This window comes from Arthrobacter sp. MAHUQ-56, from assembly GCF_019710585.1.
Lineage (GTDB): Bacteria > Actinomycetota > Actinomycetes > Actinomycetales > Micrococcaceae > Arthrobacter.
Genome location: NZ_JAIFZQ010000020.1, coordinates 725,884 through 749,651, shown reverse-complemented (window position 1 = coordinate 749,651; position 23,768 = coordinate 725,884). Strand labels below are relative to the sequence as shown.

General features: G+C 66.3%; 26 protein-coding genes. 11 read left to right on the top strand and 15 right to left on the bottom strand.

Going from position 1 to position 23,768, the window contains the following annotated elements; genetic code table 11:
* Positions 1-49: 49 nt before the first annotated feature.
* Positions 50-1,183: an Mrp/NBP35 family ATP-binding protein gene (locus K4G53_RS15880; protein WP_221386599.1), complete on the top strand. Its 1,134-nt coding sequence runs from the start codon at positions 50-52 to the stop codon at positions 1,181-1,183.
* 60 nt (positions 1,184-1,243) lie between these two features.
* On the opposite strand, the gene K4G53_RS15875 is transcribed toward K4G53_RS15880, so the two are convergent.
* The 3 genes from K4G53_RS15875 to sigE form a co-directional block, all read right to left on the bottom strand.
* Complete coding sequence (locus K4G53_RS15875; protein ID WP_221386598.1) at positions 1,244-1,645, bottom strand: Sec-independent protein translocase TatB; 402 nt, start codon at positions 1,643-1,645, stop codon at positions 1,244-1,246.
* Between the two features lie 69 nt (positions 1,646-1,714).
* Entirely contained in the window at positions 1,715-2,581 is an 867-nt protein-coding gene (locus tag K4G53_RS15870) for an anti-sigma factor (protein WP_221386597.1), read from the bottom strand.
* Between the two features lie 7 nt (positions 2,582-2,588).
* A complete protein-coding gene (gene sigE, locus K4G53_RS15865; protein WP_221386596.1) occupies positions 2,589-3,203 on the bottom strand; it encodes an RNA polymerase sigma factor SigE in 615 nt (204 codons plus the stop codon).
* Between the two features lie 229 nt (positions 3,204-3,432).
* Between sigE and K4G53_RS15860 the strand changes: the two genes are divergently transcribed.
* The gene (locus K4G53_RS15860; protein WP_221386595.1) at positions 3,433-4,065 is read left to right on the top strand and encodes an O-methyltransferase; all 633 of its coding nucleotides are present in this window, start codon (positions 3,433-3,435) and stop codon (positions 4,063-4,065) included.
* Positions 4,066-4,122: 57 nt separating this feature from the next.
* Here the strand turns inward: K4G53_RS15860 and K4G53_RS15855 are convergent, their stop codons facing one another.
* From K4G53_RS15855 to K4G53_RS15840, 4 genes are all read right to left on the bottom strand, one after another.
* Positions 4,123-4,290 (bottom strand): DUF3117 domain-containing protein, encoded by a 168-nt coding sequence (locus tag K4G53_RS15855; protein WP_102973820.1) that lies wholly within the window; start codon positions 4,288-4,290, stop codon positions 4,123-4,125.
* 232 nt (positions 4,291-4,522) lie between these two features.
* The gene (locus tag K4G53_RS15850) at positions 4,523-5,782 is read right to left on the bottom strand and encodes a hypothetical protein (RefSeq protein WP_221386594.1); all 1,260 of its coding nucleotides are present in this window, start codon (positions 5,780-5,782) and stop codon (positions 4,523-4,525) included.
* Positions 5,779-6,216, bottom strand: a complete 438-nt coding sequence (locus K4G53_RS15845; protein WP_221386593.1) for a DivIVA domain-containing protein — start codon at positions 6,214-6,216, stop codon at positions 5,779-5,781. The genes K4G53_RS15850 and K4G53_RS15845 overlap by 4 nt, the downstream gene beginning before the upstream one ends.
* A gap of 31 nt (positions 6,217-6,247) precedes the next feature.
* On the bottom strand, positions 6,248-7,030 hold the full coding sequence (locus K4G53_RS15840; RefSeq protein ID WP_221386592.1) for a TIGR00730 family Rossman fold protein: 783 nt from the start codon (positions 7,028-7,030) through the stop codon (positions 6,248-6,250).
* Between the two features lie 105 nt (positions 7,031-7,135).
* Between K4G53_RS15840 and K4G53_RS15835 the strand changes: the two genes are divergently transcribed.
* The 4 genes from K4G53_RS15835 to K4G53_RS15820 all read left to right on the top strand — a co-directional run bounded on the left by K4G53_RS15835 (position 7,136) and on the right by K4G53_RS15820 (position 10,418).
* Positions 7,136-7,891: an amino acid ABC transporter ATP-binding protein gene (locus K4G53_RS15835; RefSeq protein WP_026265670.1), complete on the top strand. Its 756-nt coding sequence runs from the start codon at positions 7,136-7,138 to the stop codon at positions 7,889-7,891.
* A gap of 68 nt (positions 7,892-7,959) precedes the next feature.
* On the top strand, positions 7,960-8,847 hold the full coding sequence (locus K4G53_RS15830) for a glutamate ABC transporter substrate-binding protein (protein WP_221386591.1): 888 nt from the start codon (positions 7,960-7,962) through the stop codon (positions 8,845-8,847).
* 84 nt (positions 8,848-8,931) lie between these two features.
* Entirely contained in the window at positions 8,932-9,582 is a 651-nt protein-coding gene (locus K4G53_RS15825) for an amino acid ABC transporter permease (RefSeq protein ID WP_221386590.1), read from the top strand.
* Positions 9,579-10,418, top strand: coding sequence for an amino acid ABC transporter permease (locus K4G53_RS15820; protein ID WP_221386589.1), 840 nt, complete (start codon positions 9,579-9,581; stop codon positions 10,416-10,418). Before K4G53_RS15825 ends, K4G53_RS15820 begins: the two co-directional genes overlap by 4 nt.
* 66 nt (positions 10,419-10,484) lie before the next feature.
* Here K4G53_RS15820 and dapE read toward each other — a convergent pair whose 3' ends face one another.
* On the bottom strand, positions 10,485-11,621 hold the full coding sequence (gene dapE, locus K4G53_RS15815; RefSeq protein ID WP_221386588.1) for a succinyl-diaminopimelate desuccinylase: 1,137 nt from the start codon (positions 11,619-11,621) through the stop codon (positions 10,485-10,487).
* A gap of 51 nt (positions 11,622-11,672) precedes the next feature.
* Here dapE and dapD point away from each other — a divergent pair, with 51 nt between their 5' ends.
* Together dapD and K4G53_RS15805 are read left to right on the top strand one after the other, a co-directional pair.
* On the top strand, positions 11,673-12,701 hold the full coding sequence (dapD, locus tag K4G53_RS15810) for a 2,3,4,5-tetrahydropyridine-2,6-dicarboxylate N-succinyltransferase (RefSeq protein WP_221386587.1): 1,029 nt from the start codon (positions 11,673-11,675) through the stop codon (positions 12,699-12,701).
* A gap of 8 nt (positions 12,702-12,709) precedes the next feature.
* The gene (locus K4G53_RS15805; protein WP_221386586.1) at positions 12,710-13,567 is read left to right on the top strand and encodes a hypothetical protein; all 858 of its coding nucleotides are present in this window, start codon (positions 12,710-12,712) and stop codon (positions 13,565-13,567) included.
* A gap of 29 nt (positions 13,568-13,596) precedes the next feature.
* Here the strand turns inward: K4G53_RS15805 and K4G53_RS15800 are convergent, their stop codons facing one another.
* Together K4G53_RS15800 and K4G53_RS15795 are read right to left on the bottom strand one after the other, a co-directional pair.
* Positions 13,597-14,208 carry a hypothetical protein gene (locus K4G53_RS15800; protein WP_221386585.1) on the bottom strand — a complete coding sequence of 204 codons (612 nt, stop codon included), beginning with the start codon at positions 14,206-14,208 and terminating at the stop codon, positions 13,597-13,599.
* 123 nt (positions 14,209-14,331) lie between these two features.
* A complete protein-coding gene (locus K4G53_RS15795; RefSeq protein WP_221386584.1) occupies positions 14,332-14,940 on the bottom strand; it encodes a TetR/AcrR family transcriptional regulator in 609 nt (202 codons plus the stop codon).
* Between the two features lie 102 nt (positions 14,941-15,042).
* On the opposite strand from K4G53_RS15795, the gene galE reads away from it, so the two are divergent.
* The gene (gene galE, locus K4G53_RS15790) at positions 15,043-16,056 is read left to right on the top strand and encodes a UDP-glucose 4-epimerase GalE (protein ID WP_221386583.1); all 1,014 of its coding nucleotides are present in this window, start codon (positions 15,043-15,045) and stop codon (positions 16,054-16,056) included.
* Between the two features lie 92 nt (positions 16,057-16,148).
* On the opposite strand, the gene K4G53_RS15785 is transcribed toward galE, so the two are convergent.
* The 3 genes from K4G53_RS15785 to fdxA all read right to left on the bottom strand — a co-directional run bounded on the left by K4G53_RS15785 (position 16,149) and on the right by fdxA (position 19,155).
* Positions 16,149-17,435 (bottom strand): citrate synthase, encoded by a 1,287-nt coding sequence (locus K4G53_RS15785; protein ID WP_221386582.1) that lies wholly within the window; start codon positions 17,433-17,435, stop codon positions 16,149-16,151.
* 225 nt (positions 17,436-17,660) lie between these two features.
* Positions 17,661-18,815, bottom strand: a complete 1,155-nt coding sequence (gene dapC, locus K4G53_RS15780) for a succinyldiaminopimelate transaminase (RefSeq protein WP_221386581.1) — start codon at positions 18,813-18,815, stop codon at positions 17,661-17,663.
* Positions 18,816-18,828: 13 nt separating this feature from the next.
* Positions 18,829-19,155 carry a ferredoxin gene (gene fdxA, locus K4G53_RS15775; protein ID WP_009356972.1) on the bottom strand — a complete coding sequence of 109 codons (327 nt, stop codon included), beginning with the start codon at positions 19,153-19,155 and terminating at the stop codon, positions 18,829-18,831.
* A 136-nt stretch (positions 19,156-19,291) separates the two neighbouring features.
* On the opposite strand from fdxA, the gene K4G53_RS15770 reads away from it, so the two are divergent.
* Complete coding sequence (locus K4G53_RS15770; RefSeq protein WP_221386580.1) at positions 19,292-19,534, top strand: hypothetical protein; 243 nt, start codon at positions 19,292-19,294, stop codon at positions 19,532-19,534.
* Positions 19,535-19,586: 52 nt separating this feature from the next.
* On the opposite strand, the gene K4G53_RS15765 is transcribed toward K4G53_RS15770, so the two are convergent.
* Together K4G53_RS15765 and typA are read right to left on the bottom strand one after the other, a co-directional pair.
* On the bottom strand, positions 19,587-20,393 hold the full coding sequence (locus K4G53_RS15765; protein ID WP_221386579.1) for a hypothetical protein: 807 nt from the start codon (positions 20,391-20,393) through the stop codon (positions 19,587-19,589).
* 197 nt (positions 20,394-20,590) lie between these two features.
* Positions 20,591-22,519 (bottom strand): translational GTPase TypA, encoded by a 1,929-nt coding sequence (gene typA, locus K4G53_RS15760; protein WP_221386578.1) that lies wholly within the window; start codon positions 22,517-22,519, stop codon positions 20,591-20,593.
* Between the two features lie 261 nt (positions 22,520-22,780).
* On the opposite strand from typA, the gene K4G53_RS15755 reads away from it, so the two are divergent.
* Complete coding sequence (locus K4G53_RS15755; RefSeq protein ID WP_221386577.1) at positions 22,781-23,674, top strand: SGNH/GDSL hydrolase family protein; 894 nt, start codon at positions 22,781-22,783, stop codon at positions 23,672-23,674.
* Positions 23,675-23,768 lie beyond the last annotated feature (94 nt).

Below are 23,768 nucleotides of genomic sequence, written 5' to 3'. Positions count from 1 at the left end.
CTGCACGAAAGCCGGTTCCCAGCCCATGAGCTCCCCCCTGGATACTCCGATGCCCTCCGGATCCCCGCTGGCGCAGGCAGTCAATGCTGCCTTGGCCACGGTCATCGACCCCGAGCTCCGCCGCCCGATCACCGAGCTTGGCATGGTGGACTCCGTGCAGGTGTCCGACGACGGCCGGGTCGCCCTGGCTGTGCTGCTCACCATCGCCGGATGCCCGCTGCGGGACACCATCACCGCCGATTCCGAAAAGGCACTGTCCGCCGTCCCTGGCGTGACCGCCGTCGACGTCGAGCTCAAGGTAATGGACCAGGCCCAGCGGGACGCCCTCAAGGAGAAGCTCCGCGGAGCCGGAGCCCAGCGCACCATCCCCTTCAACCAGCCGGGCTCACTGACCAAGGTGTACGCCGTGGCCAGCGGCAAGGGCGGGGTGGGAAAGTCCTCGGTCACCGTCAACCTGGCCTCTGCACTGGCGGCGCAGGGTCTCCGCGTTGGCATAGTGGACGCCGATGTCTACGGATTCTCCGTCCCGGCGCTGATGGGAATCACCCAGGCGCCCACGCAGGTGGACGACATGATCCTTCCGCCCGTTGCCTACGGTGTGAAGGTCATCTCCATCGGCATGTTCGTCACCGGCAACCAGCCCGTGGCGTGGCGCGGTCCCATGCTGCACCGTGCCCTGGAACAGTTCCTGACCGACGTCTACTTCGGCGACCTCGACGCCCTGTTCCTGGACCTGCCGCCGGGTACCGGCGACATTGCCATTTCCGTCGCCCAGCTGCTCCCGGGCGCTGAAATCCTGGTGGTCACCACGCCCCAGGCCGCGGCCGCGGACGTAGCCGAGCGCGCCGGTGCCATCGCCACCCAGACGGGCCAGAAGCTGGCAGGCGTCATTGAGAACATGTCCTACCTGGAGCTGCCCGACGGCGGGCGGATGGAGTTGTTCGGCAGCGGCGGCGGTGAAGTCCTGGCCGAGAGGCTGACCGCCACCGTGGGCACCGACGTGCCGCTGCTGGGCCAAATTCCGCTGGACATCCAGCTCCGGGAAGGCGGAGACACCGGAGTTCCGATCGTGCTGGGCCAGCCGGGTACGCCCGCAGCAGCGGCACTCGCGGAGATTGCCGGCCGCCTGGCCACGACACCACGCGGGCTCGCCGGCATGAAACTGGGCCTGCAGCCCCGCTGAGCCGTACCCCGGCTGGCCCGCACCGCGCCGTGGCGCCTGCGGGCATTCCGGTGCGGAGCCCTAGGTGGCTTCGGTGTCGAACGGCGCGGCTTCGCCCGCGGGGAGCCGCTCCACTACCCGTTCGGGCCGGGCGGGAGTGCCGGCGACGGCGGCCGCACCGGAGACTGCTGCCACCGCGGCGGGGGCATTGGCGCTGACGGGCTTGGTGTCGTCGTCGAGCAGCGCTTCCTTGATGATGCGCCGGGGATCGTACTGGCGGGGATCGTACTTCTTCCAGTCGACATCATCGATGTCGATGCCCACTTCTTCTTTGATCTGCTCGCGGGCGCCGGAGGCCATGCGGCGGAGTTCCTTGACCAGGTTCGCCAGCTTTTGGGTATATTCGGGCAGGCGCTGGGGGCCGATCACCAGCACACCGATGATCAGCAGAAGGATAAACTCCGGGCCGTTGATACCAAACACTTTAGGAAGATTACCCTCTCCGGGCTGCCAGCGACGATTCCCGCCCGGACGGCGGGGAAACAGTCTGCGTCACGGGGCGAACAGCCCCGCGATCTTGTTGACGCCGCGTTCCAGCCGCATTTCCAGGGGTTCCTCCGGCGTCCCGGATGGTGCCTGCTGAATGGACGCGTCGACGCCTTCCGAGGCCGTCTCGGCCAGGCGCCGAAGAATGGGAACGGCGTCGTCGGCCTGGTCCGCCGGAAGGTCCGAGCGGTAGGTGAAGGTCCGGCCGGCCGCCCGGTAGGTTGCAGACCAGGGCGAGGTGCCCCAGACCTGCAGGAGCCCGCCGTCGGCACTGCTCTCAGGAGCCGCCGCCCCGGGGCTGACGGAGTGCTGTTCGGTGATGGTTGCATGGTGGAAGCCGTCACCGAGGCGCAGCTCTACAGCGGGCTGGCCCTCAACCACCAGCGCCCTGGCTGCCTCCAGGTGGAACCCCATGGCTTCCAGTTCGGGGCACGCCCACCCCTCGGAGCGCAGCCGGCCCACCTGCTCGGCATTCAAGGTCCTGCCGTCCGCGGGCGTTTGCGACGAGACATGGGAGAAAGCGGCTGTGCTTCCCGCGGCGTTGGCGGCCAGGGGATCGCCCGCTGCGGCGAAAGCCCCGACCGCGAGCACTCCGGCCGCCGCAACCGTTCCGCCGGTGGCCATGGCCAGTGCCCGGGCAGCAGTACGGGAGGGTCCGCCGGCATGGGCCGGAAGAGGTGCCTGGGCGGCGAGTTCTGAGGTGCGGGAGAGCAGCCGCTCGGTCAGGTCCTGGCTGGCCGGCGGAATGGGAGCCTCGCGGAGGCGTTCCAGGTATTGCCGTTCCCGGCGCACCGTGGCGGCACATTCGTGGCACGCCTCGAGGTGGCTGCTGGTGCGCTGGTGCCTGCCGCCGAAGGGGAACTGGGGCTTCATGCGCCGATCAGAGGATCCCGGCGATGCGCGGCATCGAGAGCTTGCGGCGGGTCTGCTGCGGGCGGGGGTCCCGGTGGGCGAGCTTTTCCCGGAGCATGGTCCGCCCGCGGTGGATGCGGGAGCGGACCGTCCCGAGCTTGACGCCCAGGGCCTCGGCCACCTCGTCGTAGGACAGCCCCTCCAGGTCGCACAGCACCACAGCGGCCCGGAAGTCCGGCGGCAGCTCCTCCAGTGCCGCCTGGACGTCCAGGTCAAGGTTGTTCAGCTCAAAGCTCTGCTCAGGTCCGGGCTCACGGCCGGGCAGCCGGGACTCGGCGTCCTCGGCAAGGGCATCGAAGCGGATGCGGGTCCTGCGGCGCGCCTGGTCAAGGAAGAGGTTGGTGGTGATCCGGTGCAGCCAGCCGTCGAGCGTTCCGGGCTTGAAGTTCTCCAGTGACCGGAAGACGCGGACGAAAACCTCCTGGGTGAGGTCCTCGGCGTCGAACTTGTTTCCGGTCAGGCGGTAAGCCAGCCGGTAGACCTTCGCCGAATGGTTGGTGACCACTTCTTCCCAGGTGGGGCGGACCCACTCATCGTCGGGATTGTTTACTACAGGGACAGGTGCCACAACTGAAGATGACATCGTCCACTCCCCTCGTGGAATGCTAACGCCCGGATACTGTTGACATCTCTGATTCGGCGCCGGTCACCTTTTGGATGAGCGGATATTTATCATGTCAAACTTGGCTGGGAATTTCCTGACTGCGCGCAAACTTCAGCCTTGGGCGCAACGGCTGCTTCCACGGTGGGCCCGCCCGGACACAGTAGGCTTGGGGAGACACTCCCCCCTTCCGCCCAGAAAGCGATGATTCATGAGCGCCGACAAGTCCAGCAGCTGGTCCTATGCAGAAGATCTGCCCGCTGAGGATGAGGTCATGCTCCGGGCCAGGGAGCGCTCCTTTGAACTGGGTGTCAGTGCCATCAGTCCCGGCGTGGGCGCCGTCCTCACGGTCCTCGCGGCGGCGTCCAAGGCCCAGACCGCCGTCGAAATCGGCACCGGCGCCGGGGTGTCCGGCGTGTGCCTCCTGCGGGGACTTGGCCCCCAGGCTGTCCTGACCACCATCGACGTGGACGTGGAGCACCTGCGCGCGGCGCGTGAGGCGTTCGCCGAGGCCGGCAGCCCGGCCAACCGGACCCGCACCATTTCCGGGCGCGCCGGGGACGTCCTGCCGCGGCTCACCGACAGCGCCTACGACCTCGTCTTCATCGACGCGGACAAGCCCGGACTGCCCGGCTACGTGGAGCAGGCCATCCGCCTGCTCAAGCGTTCGGGGCTGCTGGTCATCAATGACGCGCTGGACAAGGACAAGGTGGCCAACCCGGCGGGACGCGAGCCCAATACGGTAACCCTGCGGCAGGTTGGCAAGGCAATCCGCGACGACGAGCGGCTGGCGTCGGCAATGCTGCCCACCGGTGACGGCCTGCTGGTGGCCGTCAAGAAGTAGGCGCGCCGGAAACAGGACAGGGCCCGCAGCGCCAGCTGCAGGCCCTGTCCGGCACAGTTACTCGGTGACGCCTACCAGGCAGTCCTTCAGGTTGGCTGCCTCGGCAGCGTTCAGTTCGACCACAAGGCGCCCGCCGCCTTCGAGCGGGACGCGCATGATCAGGCTGCGGCCCTCCTTGGTGACTTCCATAGGGCCGTCGCCGGTGCGTGGTTTCATCGCCGCCATGAGGAATTTCCCTCCATTGTGTCCCAGGACTAATCAGCCCGGGCGGGCTGCGTCCGCATGTCGATCAGGCTGCGATGGCGGGGTGGATTCCCACCGCCAAGGCTGCGCGTTTTCTGAATGCTTATGTCCTTGCTTACCTATCATTATCCCGGAATTACCCGCGCGTAGCTAATCGATGGACATTTCCGGCAAGCCGTAATTCCCCGCCTGACCTGCACCGAAGCTTCCTTTTCTAGGGCGGATAGTCCCCTCCGCCGGGCAGCTGCGCCCACGCCCACAACCACACGATCCAGACGATCTGCAGCAGCAGGAACATGCTGACCACGGCCCCCCGGTACGCCCTGGACCGGGAGAGCAGCGCCGCGCCCAGTGCCAGCGGAAACAGTGGCAGGAGCATCCTGAACGTGCTGGTCTGCGGGTGCAGGAACACCAGCAGGTAGCCCATGTAGCAGGCGCACCAGATCCGCAGTTCGACGCCGAGCCGCACCACCGGCGGCACGAACAGCAGCGCCATGAAGAGGCCAGCGAAAACCAGGGGCGCCAGGATGCCCAGCACGGGGCCGAAGAGGTCGACGCCGGCGTCGAACCAGGGCTTGAACGGCACCAGGTCGTGGCCGCGCCATACGGTTTCAGTCTTGGTGTAGGCGAGCGGGTCACCGGTGGCAGCCCACGCCGCCGCCGGCCACGCCAGGGCTGACAGACCCGCGACGGCAGTAAGCCCGGCCAGCGCCGCCAGGTCCGCGAGGGAATGGGTTTCTTCGCCGGTAGCGCTTTGCCGCCCGCCCCTGAACCGCGCGACGCCACGGATCACCAGCAGCAGGCCCAGGCAGGCAGCAAAGGGAACGCCCACCGGCCGGGAAAGGCACAGGAGGACCACAACGGGGATGGCCCACAGGTATTGCCGCCGCAGCACCAGCAGCAGCGCCGCTGCCAGGAGCAGGAGCGACAACGGCTCGGCGTACGGAACCTGCAGGACGGCCGAGACCGGGAAGGTCGCGAAGAACGCCACCCCCCACATCGCGGGCCCGTGCGCGGCTTTGCATCGAAAGAGCGCGTACACCGCAAGCGCGGCGCCCCAGCCGGCCAGCATGGCGATGAGTGTCAGCGAGGCGGCCGGCTTCAACCCGGTGAGGCTGCTCAGTCCGCCGGCCAGAGCCGGGAAGAGGGGGTAGAACGCCCACGTGTTCTCCTGGACATTGCCGGCAGCATCCGTGGGCAGGACCGACGGATAGCCGCCGGCGATGACCTGCCCGTACCAGCGGGCGTCCCAGATGTTGATGAAGTTCCAGTAGTCCGGCTTCGGCGCGAACCACGGGTTGACGCCCTGGTGCAGGGCCGCGGCCATGAAGATGAAGGCGCTGGCCAGGCGGGCGCTGCCATAGACGGCGGTGACCTGCAGCCACCACGGCCAGCCGCGGACAGCCGATGCCATCCGCTGGGCCAGCGCCGAGGCGGATGCCAGGGGTGCCCGGCGCCGCGTCACCGTGCTCACTGTCCGCCCTTCCGCGCAGGTGCGCCTTCGCGCCCGTCCGCGGCAGGACCTTCGGAAATTCGCTCCTGGGCAGGCCCTTCACCCGTGGCCGCCCCGCCGTCGGACGCCGTCCGCAGCGCCGCCACCTGCCCGCGCAACTGAGCAATTTCGGCGTCCCTGGCGGCCAGTTGGTCCCGCAGCTCATCCAGTACCTGGTCCACCTGGTCCATCCGGTATCCGCGCAGGCCGAGCGAAAAGCGCACCCGGTTGACGTCCTCCGGGCCGGCATGCGCCGGCAGCAGCACGGGAGGCAGGTTGGCAGGGGGCTCTTCGAAGCCGCCGTCCAGCAGCACGGGCAGCGGCGCACCGCCCTCCTTGCGGGACCGCCGGCCCAAGCCGGCCCAAAGGACCGCCGCGACCAGGACCACGGCGAGGAATACCAGAAAGAAACTCACGGTTCCATCGTGCCAGACCGGACCCCTCCGCCTACTCCGGCCGCTGCTCGCCGTTCAGCGCCGGAGTGATGGCCCCGTGCAGGACGCGGTCCACGGCTTCGGCGGGGTCGTCGACAAGCTGGATGAGGTCGAGGTCCTTTTCCGAAACCATGCCTTCGGCCACCAGGGTCCCCTTGATCCATTCGATCATCGGTCCCCAGAAGTCGACGCCGAGGAGCACGATCGGGAACGAGGTGACCTTCCGCGTCTGCACCAGCACCATGGCCTCGAACAGCTCGTCGAGTGTCCCCAGGCCGCCGGGCAGCACGATGAAGCCCTGGGCGTACTTGACGAACATCGTCTTGCGGGCGAAGAAGTAGCGGAAGTTGATGCCCAGGTCCACCCACTGGTTCAGGCCCTGTTCGAACGGCAACTCGATGCCCAGGCCTACCGACACTCCGTTGCCTTCGACGGTGCCGCGGTTGGCGGCTTCCATCGAGCCGGGACCGCCGCCGGTGATGACCGCTACTCCCGCCTCGGCAAGCTTGCGCCCAACTTCCACACCCATTTCGTAGTAGGTGCTGCCGGGTTTCGTGCGGGCGGAGCCGAACACGCTGACCGCTTTTCCGATGTCCGCGAGCGCGCCGAAGCCTTCGACAAATTCGCTTTGGATCCGCAGGACGCGCCACGGGTCGGTGTGCACGAACTGGCCGGGGCCCTTGGTATCAAGCAGGTGCTGGTCCGACATTTCCACGGCTGCCTGTTTGCGGCGCAGCTCAAGGGGACCTTTTCGGCGCGGCTGGGAATTCTTGGCCGGGTCTGCATTGATACTCATTCCCCTAGGCTAACCTCCAACTCCAGGTATCTCTTGAATCACGATCAGCAGGAACTTGGCGTGATTGGGGTCATAAGGCTGCGTTGTTCAACTAGATTCTTTCCTATGACTACTCATGTGCCCGGCGATGCTCTCGTCTCCCTGAACGCCGTTAACAAGCATTACGGCCAGTTGCACGTTTTGAAGGACATCAACCTGCAGGTCCGCAAGGGCGAGGTTGTTGTGGTCATCGGGCCCTCCGGCTCCGGTAAGTCCACCCTCTGCCGGGCCATCAACCGCCTGGAAACCATCGAGGGCGGAACCATCAGCATCGACGGCAAGGTCCTGCCCGAGGAAGGCAAAGAGCTCGCCCAGCTGCGTGCCGACGTCGGAATGGTCTTCCAGTCCTTCAACCTGTTTGCCCACAAAACCATCCTCGAGAACGTGACACTGGGCCCCATCAAGGTCAAGGGTGTTTCCAAGGCCGCCGCGGAGAAGGATGCCATGGCGCTCCTGGAACGCGTCGGCGTGGGACACCAGGCACCCAAGCTGCCGGCCCAGCTCTCCGGCGGCCAGCAGCAGCGTGTCGCGATCGCCCGTGCCCTGGCAATGAAGCCCAAGGTCATGCTGTTCGACGAGCCCACGTCCGCCCTGGACCCCGAAATGATCAACGAGGTCCTTGATGTCATGGTCCAGCTCGCCAAGGAGGGCATGACCATGATCGTGGTCACGCACGAGATGGGCTTCGCCCGCAAGGCCGCGGACCGCGTGGTCTTCATGGCGGACGGCCAGATCGTCGAGGACGCCACTCCCGAGGAGTTCTTCACCAACCCGAAGAGCGACCGCGCCAAGGACTTCCTGTCCAAGCTCCTCACCCACTGACCACCCGAACACCACACTTCAGTTCGCATCCAGGCCGGAAACCCACGGCCATCAATGAAAGGAATGTCATGAAGGCATTTATGTCCCGGCGGAAGTCCTTCGTCGTGGCGGCTACCGCTGCCCTCGCCCTGTCCCTGAGCGCCTGCGGCGGCGGCGACTCGGGAGGCTCCAGCAACCCGAGCCCGGTCGAGAAGCCGACGTTCGCTGCAGGCACCACCATGGCGAAGCTCTCCTCTGCCGGAACCATCAAGATCGGCACCAAGTTTGACCAGCCCCTGTTCGGCCAGGTGGGCCTGGACGGCAAGCCCGTCGGTTTCGACGTTGAAATCGGTAAGCTGATCGCCGCCAAGCTGGGCATCGCCGCAGACAAGATCGAATGGTCCGAGACCGTGTCCGCCAACCGCGAGCCCTTCATCGAGCAGGGCAAGGTGGACATCGTCATCGCTACCTACACCATCAGCGACAAGCGCAAGCAGGTTGTCGACTTCGCCGGCCCGTACTACGAAGCAGGCCAGGCCCTGATGGTGAACAAGGACAACGACACCATCAAGAAGCCCGAAGACGTCAAGGGCAAGAAGGTCTGCTCCGTCACCGGCTCCACCCCGGCCGCCACGATCGTGGACAAGTACGGCGCCGAACTGGTCCCCGCCGCCACCTACTCCGCCTGCCTGGAGCCGCTGCGCAACAAGCAGGTTGAAGCCGTGACCACGGACAACGTGATCCTCGCCGGTTTCGTCGACAAGGAACCGGATGCCTTCAAGCTGGCCTCCGACGAAACCTTCACCAAGGAGCCCTACGGCATCGGCCTGAAGAAGGGCGACACCGAGTTCCGCAACTGGATCAATGACCAGCTGGAATCCTTCGAAAAGGACGGCTCCTACAAAAAGGCTTGGGAGGCAACTGCCGGTTCTGTCATCAAGACTGCACCCAGCCTGCCTGCCATCAACCGTTACTAAGTAGCGTCCGCAACGCTGCCGGGGCTGCACAACGGCCCCGGCAGCACCGCCTTCATCCGTCCACGCATACAGTCGAAGGATCTTATGGACGTCATCATTGAAAACCTCCCCCTGTATTGGAACGGTTTTCTCCGCACACTCTTTCTGTCCGCCGTCTCCGGTATTTTCGCGTTGATCCTCGGCACCCTGCTTGCCGCGGCGCGCGTTTCCCCGGTTGCGGCGCTCCGCGGTTTCAGCACCGTCTACGTGGAAGTCCTCCGCAACACCCCGCTGACCATCGCATTCTTCTTCGCAGCCGTCGTACTCCCCCGCATCGGGGTCAAATTCGAGCAGTTCGAGATCGCCGCGATCATCGCCCTGAGCACCTACACCGCAGCGTTCATCGCCGAAGCTGTCCGCTCGGGTGTGAACAGCGTCCCCGTCGGCCAGGCCGAGGCCGCGCGCAGCATCGGCATGAAATTCGGCCAGGTGCTCTCGCTCATCATCCTCCCGCAGGCGCTGCGGACCGTTATTCCGCCGCTGATCAACATCCTGATCGCCCTGGTCAAGAACTCCTCGGTGGCCGGCGCATTCTTCGTCCTGGAATTGTTCGGCTATGGCCGCCAGATGGCCAACGCCAACGGTGATGCCGTCATCGCCGTCCTGCTGGGCACCGCGTTCTTCTATCTGCTCCTCACCGTTCCGCTCGGAATCCTTGCCAACACGGTGGAACGAAAGGTGGCGATTGCCCGATGAGCTCCGTCCTTTACGACGTCCCCGGTCCGAAAGCACGCCGGGTCTCCCTGATCGCCTCCATCGTCGGCGCCCTCCTGATCCTCGGCCTCCTGGCCTGGATCGTCATGACCCTCGCGCAGCAGGGCATCTTCGAAGCACGCCGGTGGCAGATCTTCACCCGCGCCGACGTGTGGCGGCTGCTCGGCAACGGCCTTGGCTCCACCCTCTCGGCGGCAGCACTCGCGGCGGTCATCGCGTTCCCGCTGGGCCTGCTGCTGTGCCTGCTGCGCATTTCGGACGCCGCCGCGATCCGTGTCCCCATGAGGGTCATCCTCGAGTTCCTCCGCGGCATGCCGGTGGTCCTGATGATGCTCTTCATCCTGCTGGGCTTCGGCACCTCCGCGTTCATCGCCGTCGTGGCAGGCCTGGTGCTCTACAACGCGGCAGTGTTCGCCGAGATCATCCGCGCCGGTATCCAGTCCCTCCCCCGGGGGCAGCGCGAGGCAGGCCTGGCCATCGGGCTGACCAGCTACAAGTCACGCATGCTGATCGAGTTGCCCCAGGCGATCCGGCGCATGATGCCCTCGCTGGTGGCGCAGATGGTGGTCCTCCTGAAGGACACCTCGCTGGGCTACATCGTGGCCTACGGCGAACTCCTGCGCGCAGTCCAGGTCATGGCGGACTTCCTGGGCACCCAGTACCTCTTCCCGATCTTCTTCGTGGCCGCGGCGATCTACATCGCCATCAACATCTCGGTCTCGCGGCTCGCTGTGTGGATCGAGCGGCGCGGCTCCAAGAAGGCAGCCGGCGGTACGGCCAAGGCCGAACCGGATGTCCTGGAGGCCGCGGCTCCGTAGTATTGGCGTCCGTCGACAAAAAAGGTCCGGAATTCCCGCGGGAATTCCGGACCTTTTTCGCTTGCGTCAGCCTGCCAGCCACTCCTGCAAGGCGCGCAGGCAGTTGCGGATGGCGTCGGCGTGGACGTGCTCGTTGTCCTTGTGCGCCAGCAGCGCATCGCCGGGGCCGAAGTTCACCGCCGGGATGCCCAGCTCGCTGAAACGGGCGACGTCGGTCCAGCCGTATTTGGGCTTGGGCTCGGCCCCCACGGCGGCAACGAAGGAGGCAGCAGCCGGGTGCTGCAGCCCGGGCCGGGCGCCGGCCGCTGCATCGGTGCGCACCACGTCAAAGCCCTCCAGCAGTTCGCGCACGTGGGCTTCAGCCTGGTCCGGGGTCTTGTCCGGGGCGAACCGGTAGTTGATCTCCACCACGCACCGGTCCGGGATGACATTGCCGGCCGTGCCGCCATTGATCTTCACGGCGTTGAGGCTTTCCCGGTAATCCAGGCCATCGACGTTGACCGTGCGCGGTTCGTAGGCGGCCAGGCGGGCCAGGATGGGTGCGGCGGCATGGATGGCGTTGCTGCCCATCCAGGCCCGCGCGGAGTGGGCAGCCTCCCCGGCAGTGCTCGCCTCGAACCGGCTGGTGCCGTTACAGCCGCCCTCCACCGTCCCGTCCGTCGGTTCGAGCAGGATGGCGAAGTCCCCCTGCAGCAGGTCGCCGTGGTTGCGGACCAGGCGCCCGAGGCCGCTCTTCACCGCTTCCACTTCCTCATGGTCGTAGAAGACGAAGGTGACGTCGCGCCTTGGCTGCGCGCCGCCGTCGAACAGGCCCGCGGCCAGCGCAAGCTGGACCGCGACGCCGCCCTTCATATCGGTGGCACCGCGGCCGTAGAGGACTCCCTCCCCCGGCACGCCGGACTCCCAGCTGGAGGGGACGGTGCCTTTGGAGCCTTCGGCCAGGGGGAGCGGCACCGTGTCCAGGTGGCCGGCGAGGATGACCCGTTCGCTGCGGCCAAGTTCGGTGCGGGCAATGATGGCATCGCCGTCCCGCACCACGCTCAGCTCCGGGATGGCCAGCAGGGCCTGCTCCACGGCGTCGGCCAGGGCGCGCTCATTGCCGGAGACGCTTTCGATATCCATGATGGCTGCGGTCAGCAACGCCACGTCCTGGCGAAGGTCAAGGGTGTGCACGGACGATTGGGGCGCGGTTTCTGCAGTCACGAAGCAAGTCTAGTTCGAACCGGCCACCCGGCCCTCGATAGACTGGGGCACATGACTGAGACCGCTTCTTCTGCCGTGCCCGAAACCTTGAACACCGCCGCCGGCGAACGCTCCGCGTATGGCTTTGGCGTGGCCACCATCTCCACAGCCGGCAGCGATGCCACCGTCCTGGATGTCTGGTTCCCCGCCCCCGCACTCGGTGTAGCGGCCGGGAACCTCCGCTCGGTGGAAAACGCCGATGAAGCCCTGGTGCAGATTGCCGAGAACGGCGCCGATGAGGACCGCGGTACGGAGCAGAAAGTGGTGTTCGTCCAGATCAACCTGGACGAAGCCCCTGCCGACACGGCAGACGCCTACCTGCGCCTCCACCTGCTCTCCCACCGGCTGGTCCGGCCCAACACGATCAACCTTGACGGCATCTTCGGCAAGCTGCCCAACGTCGTCTGGACCAACTTCGGCCCGGCCGCCGTCGAAGGCTTCGAACTGACCCGCGCCAGGCTGCGCCGCCGGGGTGCCGTCACCGTGTACGGCGTGGACAAGTTCCCGCGCATGGTGGACTACGTCGTACCCAGCGGGGTACGGATCGCCGACGCTGACCGGGTCCGCCTGGGCGCGCACCTGGCGGAAGGCACCACGGTGATGCACGAGGGCTTCGTGAACTTCAACGCGGGCACCCTTGGCACCTCCATGGTTGAAGGCCGCATATCGGCCGGCGTCGTCACCGGCAACGGCAGCGACGTCGGCGGCGGCGCCTCAATCATGGGCACCCTTTCCGGCGGCGGCAAGGAGAAGATCACCATCGGCGAACGCGTCCTGCTGGGCGCAAACTCCGGCGTCGGCATCAGCATCGGCGATGACTCCGTGGTGGAAGCAGGCCTCTATGTCACGGCCGGCACGCGCGTGCGGGTACCGGGTCCCAAGGACGAGGTGGGCGAAGACACCACGAAGATCGTCAAGGCCGCGGAGCTTTCCGGCGTGCCCAACCTCCTCTTCCGCCGCAACTCCACCACCGGCGCCGTGGAGGTCCTCCCCCGCAAGGGCCAGACGGTCGAACTGAACGACGCCCTGCACGCCAACTGAATCCACCAGTGGCACGCAGACGCAGCCTGCGCCGCCTGGTGGTGCTGGTGCTGGCCCTCGCACTCGTGGCCGGCGGCATCTACACTGCGGTGTACTTCGTGCAGCGTTCCGAGACCCTGGTTTCGGAACGCTGCACCGCGACCGCGGGCAACCGGACGGCAGAACTGGCGCCGGACCAGGCGGTGTATGCCGCCCTTATCACTGCCGTGGCGGTGCGGCGGGGACTGCCGCCCCGGGCGGCGAGCATCGCGCTGGCCACGGCCATGCAGGAATCCAAGCTCCGCAACATCGGACACGGCGACCAGGCAGGACCCGATTCCCGCGGCCTGTTCCAGCAACGGCCCTCCCAGGGCTGGGGAACAGAGGCCCAGATCATGGACCCGTACTACGCCGTGAACGCCTTCTACGACGCCCTGGTCAAGATCCCAGGCTACGAAACGCTCGACATTACGGACGCGGCGCAGCAGGTCCAGCGCTCCGCCCACCCCCAGGCCTACGCCCAGCACGAAGACCTGGGCCGCGCGTTCGCCTCCGGCCTGACAGGGCAGACGCCGGAGGCGGTGCAGTGCACCCTCCGCTCTGCCACGGCGGCCGGGAACACCGCCACAGTGGCCTCCGAACTGGACCTCGCGTACGGAGGCGTGGACGCCGAAGCAGCGGGAGGCGGCCTGGTGGTGGACGCCGGCGGAACCGAGGCCTGGTCCATCGCGCAATGGGCGGTAGCCAACGCCAAGGAACTCGCCGTCACCCAGGTGGACGTGGCAGGCCGGACCTGGCAGCGCAGCAGCGGGGACGGATGGCGGGAGTCGGGGGCACCGGACGGCCAGGTGCGCATCACCGTCAGGCAGGACGACGGCGGCAGCTGAGGGCCGCCGTCGTCCTGCCTTACGTGGGGCTAGACGAGGATTTCCAGCACCGGCTGGACGTAGCTGCGGAATAGGTCGGGCTGGCCCATGAGTTGCTGGCTCATGATGATCTTGTCAGGTTCCAGGTACCAGGCGCGTTGCTCGTCCAGGGGAAGTTCGATGATGGTCAGCGTGAAGTCCCGGGCATCCCGGCCCACTTCCAGCAGCCGGTCGTCCACCATGTCCTTCAGCTGCTGGTCCGTTCCGGTGGCCACACGTTCGGCTTCCAGTTCGGCGTACTCGCTCCGGCGTTCACGGGCCCAGGTGAGGGCCGAACCGAAATGTGCCTGCAGGACCCGCTGAAGGGCCGGGGAATTGCCGAAGGCTTCGAACCCGGGCGGGGACAGCTCCGGGGACGTCTGCGGGTGGGCCTTGAGAAGCTGCTCCCACCAGGCCTCCCATTCGGTCTTCAGGGCGCTCAGCCCGCCAACGTCTGCCGTCAGGTGGGAGTGGTCTGCGGAGCGGACTTTGGGTGCGGCATGGGACAGCATGGGCCGCCCCACTCCATTCAGGCCGGCCGCGTCCCGGACGTACAGGGCAATCATCATCGGCCCGGACGTGTCCGTGGTGATGTGCCACCCTGAACCGCTTGCATGCTGCATCCGAAGTCCTTCCCTGGCCTTAGTCATACCGGGCATTGTGGTCCGGTCCGGCCTACCCGGTTATCAGTCTATTCCCGCAGGCAATTCGCGGTAGTGCAGGACAGCCCGGCCAACGGGAGCAACCTACCGTGCCACGCCGTCCAGGTGCCGCTCCAGGACGTCGCGGCACATCTGTGCGGTCATCCAGCCCGGCTGCAGCAAAGCGTGCAGGCACAGCCCGTCAAGGGTGGCCAGGAGCCGCTCGGCTTCAAGCACCAGGCTCTCCTGCGGTTCGTCCTCAGGCAGCAGGGCAGCGATGACGGTGCCGACGATGGCCGCCACTTCCCGGTGGCTGCGGTCGGCCTCGGCGGAAAGAAAAGCCTTGATCCGTGCGGCATTCTTGAACGCCAGCCAGGCGCAGACCTCCACCGCGCTGTCCTCGTCCAGGGGCAGCATGCCGCCCAAGAGGGTTAAAACAGCCTCCCGCTGGCCGGCACTCCCCCGTGCCGCGCCGTGCACCGCCGGCAACAGCCTTCCCAGCCGGGCCAGGATGCGGTCCACCACGGTGGCGAAGGAGAAGGCAAGCAGTTCCTCGCTGCCGGCGAAATAGTGCCGGACCGATCCCACGGCCAGGCCCGCCTCGTCGGCCACTTCCCGCAGCGAGGCCCGTTCCAGTCCGTCAACTGCGATGATGCGGAGCACAGCATCGACCACGTCCTGCCGCCGGACGTCTGCATCAACTATTTTGGGCACCATCCTTAATAGCACACTTGTGCTTTTATTGCCGTGTCACATAGCGCTTGGCGTCCGGGACTCGGGGGCGGCAAAGAGGCGCCGTGGGATAGCGTTGGGGGCATGAAAATCTTGGTTACCGGGGGTACCGGCTACATCGGTTCCCACACTGTCTTGTCCCTTCAGGAAGCCGGCCACGATGTGGTTGTCATCGACAACCTGGTCAACTCAAGCGAGGAATCACTGCGCCGGGTGGCCGAACTAAGCGGCAAGGCCGCCGAATTCCACAACGTGGACCTGGTGGACGAGGCCGCAGTGGAAAACGTCTTCGCCGGCAGCGGCATCGACGCCGTCATCCACTTCGCAGGCCTCAAGGCCGTCGGCGAATCCGTCCGGGAGCCGCTGAAGTACTACTACAACAACCTCGTCGGCACCCTGAACCTGATCCGCACCATGGACCGGCACGACGTCCGCTCCATCGTCTTCAGCTCCTCAGCCACCGTCTACGGCGAACACAACCCCATCCCCTACGTCGAAAAAATGGAGATCGGCGCCAACAACCCCTACGGGCGCACCAAGGAACAGATCGAGGACATCCTCACCGACCTCGGCGCCGCGGACCCGCGCTGGCACATAGCCCTGCTGCGCTACTTCAACCCCGTCGGCGCCCACCCCTCCGGCCGCATCGGCGAAGACCCCCAGGGCATCCCCAACAACCTCGTCCCCTTCATCGCCCAGGTGGCCGTGGGCCGCCGCGACAAACTCATGGTCTTCGGCGGCGACTACGACACCCCCGATGGCACCTGCCTGCGCGACTACATCCACGTCGTGGACCTCGCCGAAGGCCACGTGGCCGCACTGAACCACATCACCGCCCGCACCGGCGTGTTCCGCTGGAACCTCGGCTCCGGCAAGGGCTCCTCCGTCCTGGAAGTCCTGCACTCCTTTGAAAAAGCCGTCGGCAAACCCATCCCCTACGAGATCACCAACCGCCGGGCCGGGGACCTTCCCGCCTTCTGGGCGGACGCCGCCTCAGCCCTCGCCGACCTCGGCTGGTCCACCACCAAAACCGTGGACCAGATGTGCGAGGACCACTGGCGCTGGCAAAAGAACAACCCGAACGGCTACGCCTCCTGAGCCTGCTCAACCACCTGGACCGAACGCCGAACGGCCGCCCACCTTCGAAAGGTGGGCGGCCGTCGTCGTTAAGCCTGTTGTGGCTGCAGGGGTCAGCGGGCCGGGTAGTCGCGCTCCGGCTCGCCGATGTACAGCTGGCGCGGGCGGCCGATCTTGGTGTTGGGGTCGCTGATCATTTCGCGCCACTGGGCGATCCAGCCGGGCAGGCGGCCGATGGCGAACAGCACGGTGAACATCTTCTCGGGGAAACCCATGGCCTTGTAGATCAGGCCGGTGTAGAAGTCCACGTTCGGGTAGAGCTTGCGCTGGATGAAGTAGTCGTCGCTCAGCGCCTTCTCTTCCAGGCGCATGGCGATGTCCAGCAGTTCGTCGTTGCCGCCGAGCTTCTCGAGGATCTCGTGGGCGGTGGCCTTGACGATCTTGGCGCGCGGGTCGTAGTTCTTGTAGACCCGGTGCCCGAAGCCCATGAGGCGGACGCCGTCCTCCTTGTTCTTGACCTTCTCCATGTAGTCCTCGGGCTTGAGGCCCTCGGCCTGGATCTGGCGGAGCATCTTGAGCACGGCCTCGTTGGCGCCGCCGTGGGCGGGGCCGAAGAGGGCGTTGATGCCGGCGGAGACGGAGGCGAAGAGGTTGGCGTTGGACGAGCCCACCAGGCGCACGGTGGAGGTGGAGCAGTTCTGCTCGTGGTCCGCATGCAGGATCAGCAGCAGGTCCAGCGCCTTGACGATGACGGGGTCCAGCTCGTACTGCTCGGCGGGGAGGCCGAAGCTGAGGCGCAGGAAGTTCTCCACCAGGTTCATGGAGTTGTCCGGGTACAGCATGGGCTGGCCGATGGACTTCTTGTGCGCGTAGGCGGCGATGACCGGCAGCTTGGCCATCAGGCGGATGGTGGAGACCTCCACCTGCTCGGCGTTGAACGGGTCCAGCGAGTCCTGGTAGAACGTGGACAGTGCGGACACGGCCGAGGACAGCACCGGCATGGGGTGCGCGTCGCGGGGGAAGCCTCCGAAGAAGCCCTTGAGCTCCTCGTGCAGCAGGGTGTGGCGCCGGATCTTCTGGTCGAACTCGTCCAGTTCTGTGGGCGTGGGCAGGTTGCCGTAGATCAGCAGGTAGGAAACCTCAAGGAAGCTGGAGTGCTGCGCCAGCTGCTCGATGGGGTACCCGCGGTAGCGCAGGATGCCCGCATCGCCGTCGATGTAGGTGATTGCCGACGTGGTTGCTGCGGTGTTCATGAAGCCGGGGTCAAACGTCACGGCACCGGTCTGCTTCAGCAGCTTGGAGACGTCGTAACCTTCGTTCCCTTCAACAACCTGGATGCGCGGGAGCTTAAGCTCGCCACCTGCGTGGAGCAGGGTCGCAGCATTGTTGGTCTCAGTCATGGAGTCCCCTTCATGAGGCGCCTTTGGCCTCTGTCGAAAGCTTGATCCAACATCAGGTGAGCCGCGCACTGCACCTGAGAACACAGGTTCCAACACCCGGGCTGCCTTCTTGTAGAAAGCCACCATTGATCAGTTAAAAAGTACAGCTCCTTGGCGGGTGTCACTAATCCGCGACAGCCCCACAGGGCCTAAAATGCACCTGATGTGGCGCGAGTCACAGTAATGTTACTTGCCGTCCTGCCCTGCGAGCCGGGCGACTGCTGCGTCGATCCGCTCGTCGGTGCCGGTGAGGGCCACCCGGACGTACCCGTTGCCTGCTTCTCCGTAAAAGACGCCGGGGCCCACCACGATGCCGCGCTCGGCGAGGCGCGACACAGTCTCCCACGTGCCCTCCCCCGCCGTCGACCAAAGGTACAGCCCGGCGTCGGACTCCTTGATTTCCAGGCCGAAGTCCAGCAAGGCGGGCACAAGCCGCTCACGCCGGCCGCGGTACAGGTCCTTCTGGGCTTCGACGTGCGCGTCGTCCCCGAGGGCAACGCGCATGGCTTCCTGGATCGGGTAGGGCACGATCATGCCCGCGTGCTTGCGGCTGTTGACCAGGTTGGGCATCAGGTCCGGGTCGCCCGCCACGAACGCTGCCCGGTAGCCGGCAACATTGGACTGCTTGCTCAGTGAGTACACCGCCAGCAGGCCCTGGTGCGATCCGCCGGCCACGCGCGGGTCCAGGATGCTGGGGACGGGCTGGCCGCCGCGCTGGACATCCCAGGCGCCCCAGCCCAGCTCGGCGTAGCACTCGTCCGAGGCCACCACGGCGCCCAGTTCGCGCGCCTGCTCCACCAGCGTCTTCAATGAGTCCGCGTCCCGCACGCTGCCGGTGGGGTTGCCGGGTGAGTTCACCCAGATCAGCCGAACCCGTGAACGGGTCGCCTCATCGAGTTCGTCCAGGTTGTCCGTGGCCACGGAGGTAACACCGGCCAGGGTAGCGCCAATATCGTAGGTGGGGTAGGCCACCTTGGGGCGGACCACGACGTCTCCGGGCTTCAGGCCGAGCAGCAGCGGCAGCCACGCCACGAGTTCCTTCGAACCAACCGTAGGCATGATGTTGCGTGGATCGAGGCCGGCCACTCCACGGCGGCGTTCGAACCAGCCCGCAATGGCTTCGCGCAGGGCGGGCGTGCCGTGGACCGTGGGATATCCCGGGGCGTCCGCAGCGGCTTTCAGGGCGTCCTGTATCAACGCCGGTGTGGGGTCCACGGGCGTCCCGATGGAAAGGTTGACGGCCCCGCCGGGGTGCTCCGTTGCCTTCGCCAGGTACGGCGCCATGGCCTCCCACGGGTAGTCGGGCAGATCCAGGCCAAACGGGTTCACTGCTGCGGTCACTGTTTCCGTCCGGTCAGTGGTCTTGGTTCTGCGGGGGCAACGCGGCGATCATCGGGTGGTCCTTGCCCGTGTTGCCGATCTTCGCTGCCCCGCCAGGGGAACCGAGGTCATCGAAGAACTCCACGTTGGCCTTGTAGTAGTCGGCCCACTCATCGGGAGTGTCGTCCTCGTAGTAGATGGCCTCCACCGGGCATACCGGTTCGCAGGCTCCACAGTCGACGCATTCGTCCGGATGGATGTACAGCGAACGCTCGCCTTCATAGATGCAGTCGACGGGGCATTCTTCAATGCACGCCTTGTCCTTGACATCCACACACGGCTGCGCGATTACGTACGTCACGTCCCTGGCCTCTCCACGTTGGGGTTCCGGCGTCCCGCCGGCTCTTGCATCCGGCGGCACGGCCGGAGTCTGACATCTGAGCCTATTATCTCCCAGCCCGTTACCGCGAACCTAGCCGGGACCCTAGTATGAACTGGTGAGTCAGCCAGTACCCCCGCCCGCCCGGTTCCTTTCCTCTGCAGCACCGGGAATCCGGGTCGTGGTGCGGTACAGGATCGAAGACGGTTTCACCGACGCACTGGGCCACCTAGTGGCGTGCGACGCCGGTTCCTGCACCGTCCGCACCCGGCAGGCCGACGTCGTCATTCCCCTTGACCGCGTGGTTGCAGCCAAGGAGGTTCCGCCGGCGCCCCCGCGCCGCCGCCCGGCCGCGCACTGAGCAAGCCTGTCACTGCGCAGGGACAGTCCCTGCTCAGCGAGCCACGCCTTCACTACGCACGTCGGTACGTCGCAAGGGCCTGCTGCACCATTAGCACGAACTCCCGGGGCTCGCCCAGCAGCATTTCGAACGTCACGCGGAGCGTGGGCACGCCCCTGATAACGGTGATGTTCCACCGCCGCCTGTCCTCACGGTAGGCTTCACGGCTGCTGTGGTGTGCATAGCCATCCGTCTCAATCCCCACAATGCCGTCCACCAGGAGGTCCAGGTGGCCCATTCCCGGAACCTTGACCTGCAGCTCCACCGTCAGCCCGGCCTCCTCCAGCAGATAGCGGGCCATGGTCTCGATGATGGACCCGGATTGGGGCCGGATCCTTGCCACCAGCCCGCGGATGCTCTTTTCCCGGGCTGCCGGAAACTGTTCCCTTAACACTGCGAGCTGGATGAATCCCTTCTTGACCGCAGACTCAGCAATAGTCAGGCCCTCGAGCGGCGGCAGGCAACGCAGGGCTTGGCACGCAACGTCCAGGTGCGTCAGGGGCAGGCTGCTGCGGTGCACCACGCAACCAGGGACCGGTCTGCCGTGCGGCGCCGCGAGATGTGGCAGGTGTGGAGTCTTGACCACCCAGAGCCCCGCGGCCAGGGCTGCCGTTACACAGCCGGGCACCGCATGATGGCGGGCGGCGTGGATCAGCACCGGATCCGCATGCGGCAGCGCATAGACTCCCCGTGCCAGCCTGAGGACGGAGCCGGAGAGGACTCCGGCTTCCAGGTTGCGCCGCGACACGCCCGCGCGAAGAAGGGAACTGGTGCCGGAGACTCCGCCCAAAGCCGCCAGGGCAACTGTGACATTTTGCATGGAAGCATGCTGCCCCACACAGAGGGCGGGAGCAGGGGCGGATTGAGCCTATGTGGAGAACCGTTATGCACACTGACGCAGAAGCTCATCGCGCAGGGGCTGTCCCTGCGCATTGAAACTGACTTTCAGTGAGCAGAGCCGGAACGCAGAATGCCACCGGCATGGTGCCGGTGGCATTCTGTTCAATCAGGACGTTGCTAGGCCTTGGCGCGGGCGCGGTTGGCCTTGGCACGCTCGTTGGAGTCGAGGATGACCTTGCGGATGCGGATGGCTTCCGGGGTCACCTCCACGCACTCGTCCTCGCGGGCGAATTCGAGCGACTCTTCGAGGGTGAGCTCGCGCGGCGGCGTCAGGTTCTCGAAGGTGTCCGAGGAAGCGGCACGCATGTTGGTGAGCTTCTTTTCCTTCGTGATGTTCACGTCCATGTCGTCGGCGCGGGAGTTCTCGCCCACGATCATGCCTTCGTATACCTCCGAGGTGGGCTTGACGAAGAAGGAGCCGCGCTCCTGGAGGTTGATCATGGCGAAGGGGGTGACAACACCGGCGCGGTCGGCGACCATCGAGCCGTTGGTGCGGTATTCGATGGGGCCGGCCCACGGCTCGTAGCCCTCGGAGATCGAGGCTGCGATGCCCGCACCGCGGGTGTCGGTGAGGAACCGCGTGCGGAAGCCGATCAGGCCACGGGCCGGAACGATGAATTCCATGCGGCACCAGCCGGTGCCGTGGTTGGCCATGTTGGTCATGCGGCCCTTGCGGGCGGCCATCAGCTGCGTGACGGCGCCAAGGTATTCCTCGGGCACGTCGATGGTCATGTGCTCCATCGGCTCGTGGATCTTGCCGTCGATGGTCCTGGTGACAACCTGCGGCTTGCCCACGGTGAGTTCGAAGCCTTCGCGGCGCATCTGCTCCACGAGGATGGCCAGGGCGAGCTCGCCACGGCCCTGGACTTCCCATGCGTCAGGACGCTCGGTGGGGAGCACCTTGATGGAGACGTTACCGATGAGCTCCTTGTCGAGGCGGTCCTTCACCTGGCGGGCGGTAACCTTGGCGCCCTTGACCTTGCCGGCCAGCGGCGAGGTGTTGATACCGATCGTCATGGAGATCGCGGGATCGTCAACGGTGATCAGCGGCAGCGGCTGCGGGTTTTCGACGTCGGTCAGGGTTTCACCAATGGTGATGTCTTCGATACCGGCGACGGCGACGATCTCGCCGGGACCGGCGGACTCGGCCGGAACACGCTCCAGTGCCTTGGTGGCGAGCAGCTCGGTGATCTTGACGGTCTTCAGCTCGCCGTTCTGCCGGGCCCAGGCAACCTGCTGGCCCTTGCGGAGCGTGCCGTTGTAGATGCGGAGCAGCGCCAGGCGGCCCAGGAACGGGGAGGCGTCCAGGTTGGTGACGTGCGCCTGCAGGACACCTTCCGGGTTGTAGGTGGGAGCCGGGATGTGCTCGATGATGGTCTTGAACAGCGGCTCAAGGTCCTCGTTGTCCGGGGCGGAGCCGTTGGCCGGCTGCTCCAGGGATGCGCGGCCAACCTTGGCGGCGGCGTAGACGACCGGAACTTCCAGGACCTTGTCCAGGTCCAGGTCCGGGACCTCGTCGGCGAGGTCGGATGCCAGGCCGAGGAGCAGGTCCATGGACTCGTGCACCACTTCATCGATGCGGGCGTCGGGGCGGTCGGTCTTGTTGACCAGCAGGATCACCGGGAGGTGCGCGGCAAGGGCCTTGCGGAGCACGAAGCGGGTCTGGGGCAGCGGGCCCTCGGAAGAGTCAACGAGCAGCACGACACCGTCAACCATGGACAGGCCGCGCTCCACCTCGCCGCCGAAGTCGGCGTGGCCGGGGGTGTCGATAACGTTAATGGTGATGGTCTCGCCCTTGGAGGACGGACCGTTGTAGGCCACGGTGGTGTTCTTGGCCAGGATGGTGATGCCCTTTTCGCGCTCCAGGTCACCGGAGTCCATCACGCGGTCTTCGAGGTGGTTGTGCTCGGCAAAGGAGTTGGTCTGCTTGAGCATGGCATCGACCAGGGTGGTCTTGCCGTGGTCAACGTGGGCCACAATCGCGACGTTGCGCAGGTCACTGCGCGATGCAGTGGCTACCGCGGTGTTGGTGGTGGTTTCAGACATGCGTAATGGCTCGATTCAGTGGGTCAGCTGTAGCATCGCGACATTTCCAACTGGAACGCACGACGGATCCGGCCCTTAACACAGGGCACCTTGCTCCATTCTAGCCGGTGTGCCATTTATTGGCCTAAATTCCCTGCAGGCTCCGGGAGGCCCAAACCCGCATGCCGGGACGCCGGCCTGCCGGGCTGTGATGAAATTCACTCGCGGCCACTGCCCATGGCATGATTGCTGTGACTTAGACCACCACTGCCGGAGACAAAGATGCCGCCAGCAACGGACCGCACAGGCCCCGCACCTGCCAGGGCGTCAGCCCTTGTGCTGGCTGCCGTCCTCAGCCTTTCGGGGATTGCCGGACTCACCGGTTGCTCCGCTTCCCCTTCGCCGTCAGCCCTGCCGGCCAACGCGGCCGGCGCCCTGCCCGGCGCGGCCGGTGCCACGACGTCAGGCGCACCCGGTGTGACAGCGACGGCGAAAGTCCGCAACCCCTCCAACGGCAGGTTGGAAGCCGTGGTGCCCGACGTCGGCAGGACCGTCCTGCTGATCGGCGATTCCCAGTCGGAACCGGCGGACGGCTGGCCGCGCCTGGGTCTCGCGGCCGCCGGGTACAACGTGTACTTCTGTGGCCGGGGCGGCACGGGGTTCGTTGCAGCCAACGGGTCCACCGGCAATTACATCGACGCGCTGCTGCGGGGCGACTGGCAACTCCCCTCGGGCACTCCGGCACTGATCGTGATCGAAGGTGGCGGCAATGATGCCGCCAGCGGAGCGGCCAATGCCCGGATCGTGGAGAACGCGGAGCGCCTCATCGCCGAACTGCAGGGCCGTTACCCCGGAACACGGGTGGCCATGATCGGCACCCTGGCACGTGGAAAGGACGACGGCGGGGGGCGCCGCAGCGAGGTGGATGCCCTGTTGGGTTCCGTGGCGGCAGCCCACGGCCTGCCCTTCGTGTCCGTGGGCGACTGGCTGACGAGGTACGGGCTTGCGAAGGACCTGGCCGACTCGGTGCATATGAACTCCAACGGCCGCAGGGCGCTGGGAAGCCTCCTGGAGCGCAGGCTCCGCGAGCTGGGGCTGGACCGGAAGACGACGCCGGCCCCGGACCAGGCCCCCCTCGCTGCGGTCCCCCTCACCGGCAGCCCGCTTCAGGACTGACCACGGCTCCCGGGCGGCGGTAAGCGTTCCAACAAGCAAAAGGAAACGGCTGGAGCCGGAGCCCGAAGGCCCCGGCCCCAGCCGTGATCCGGAC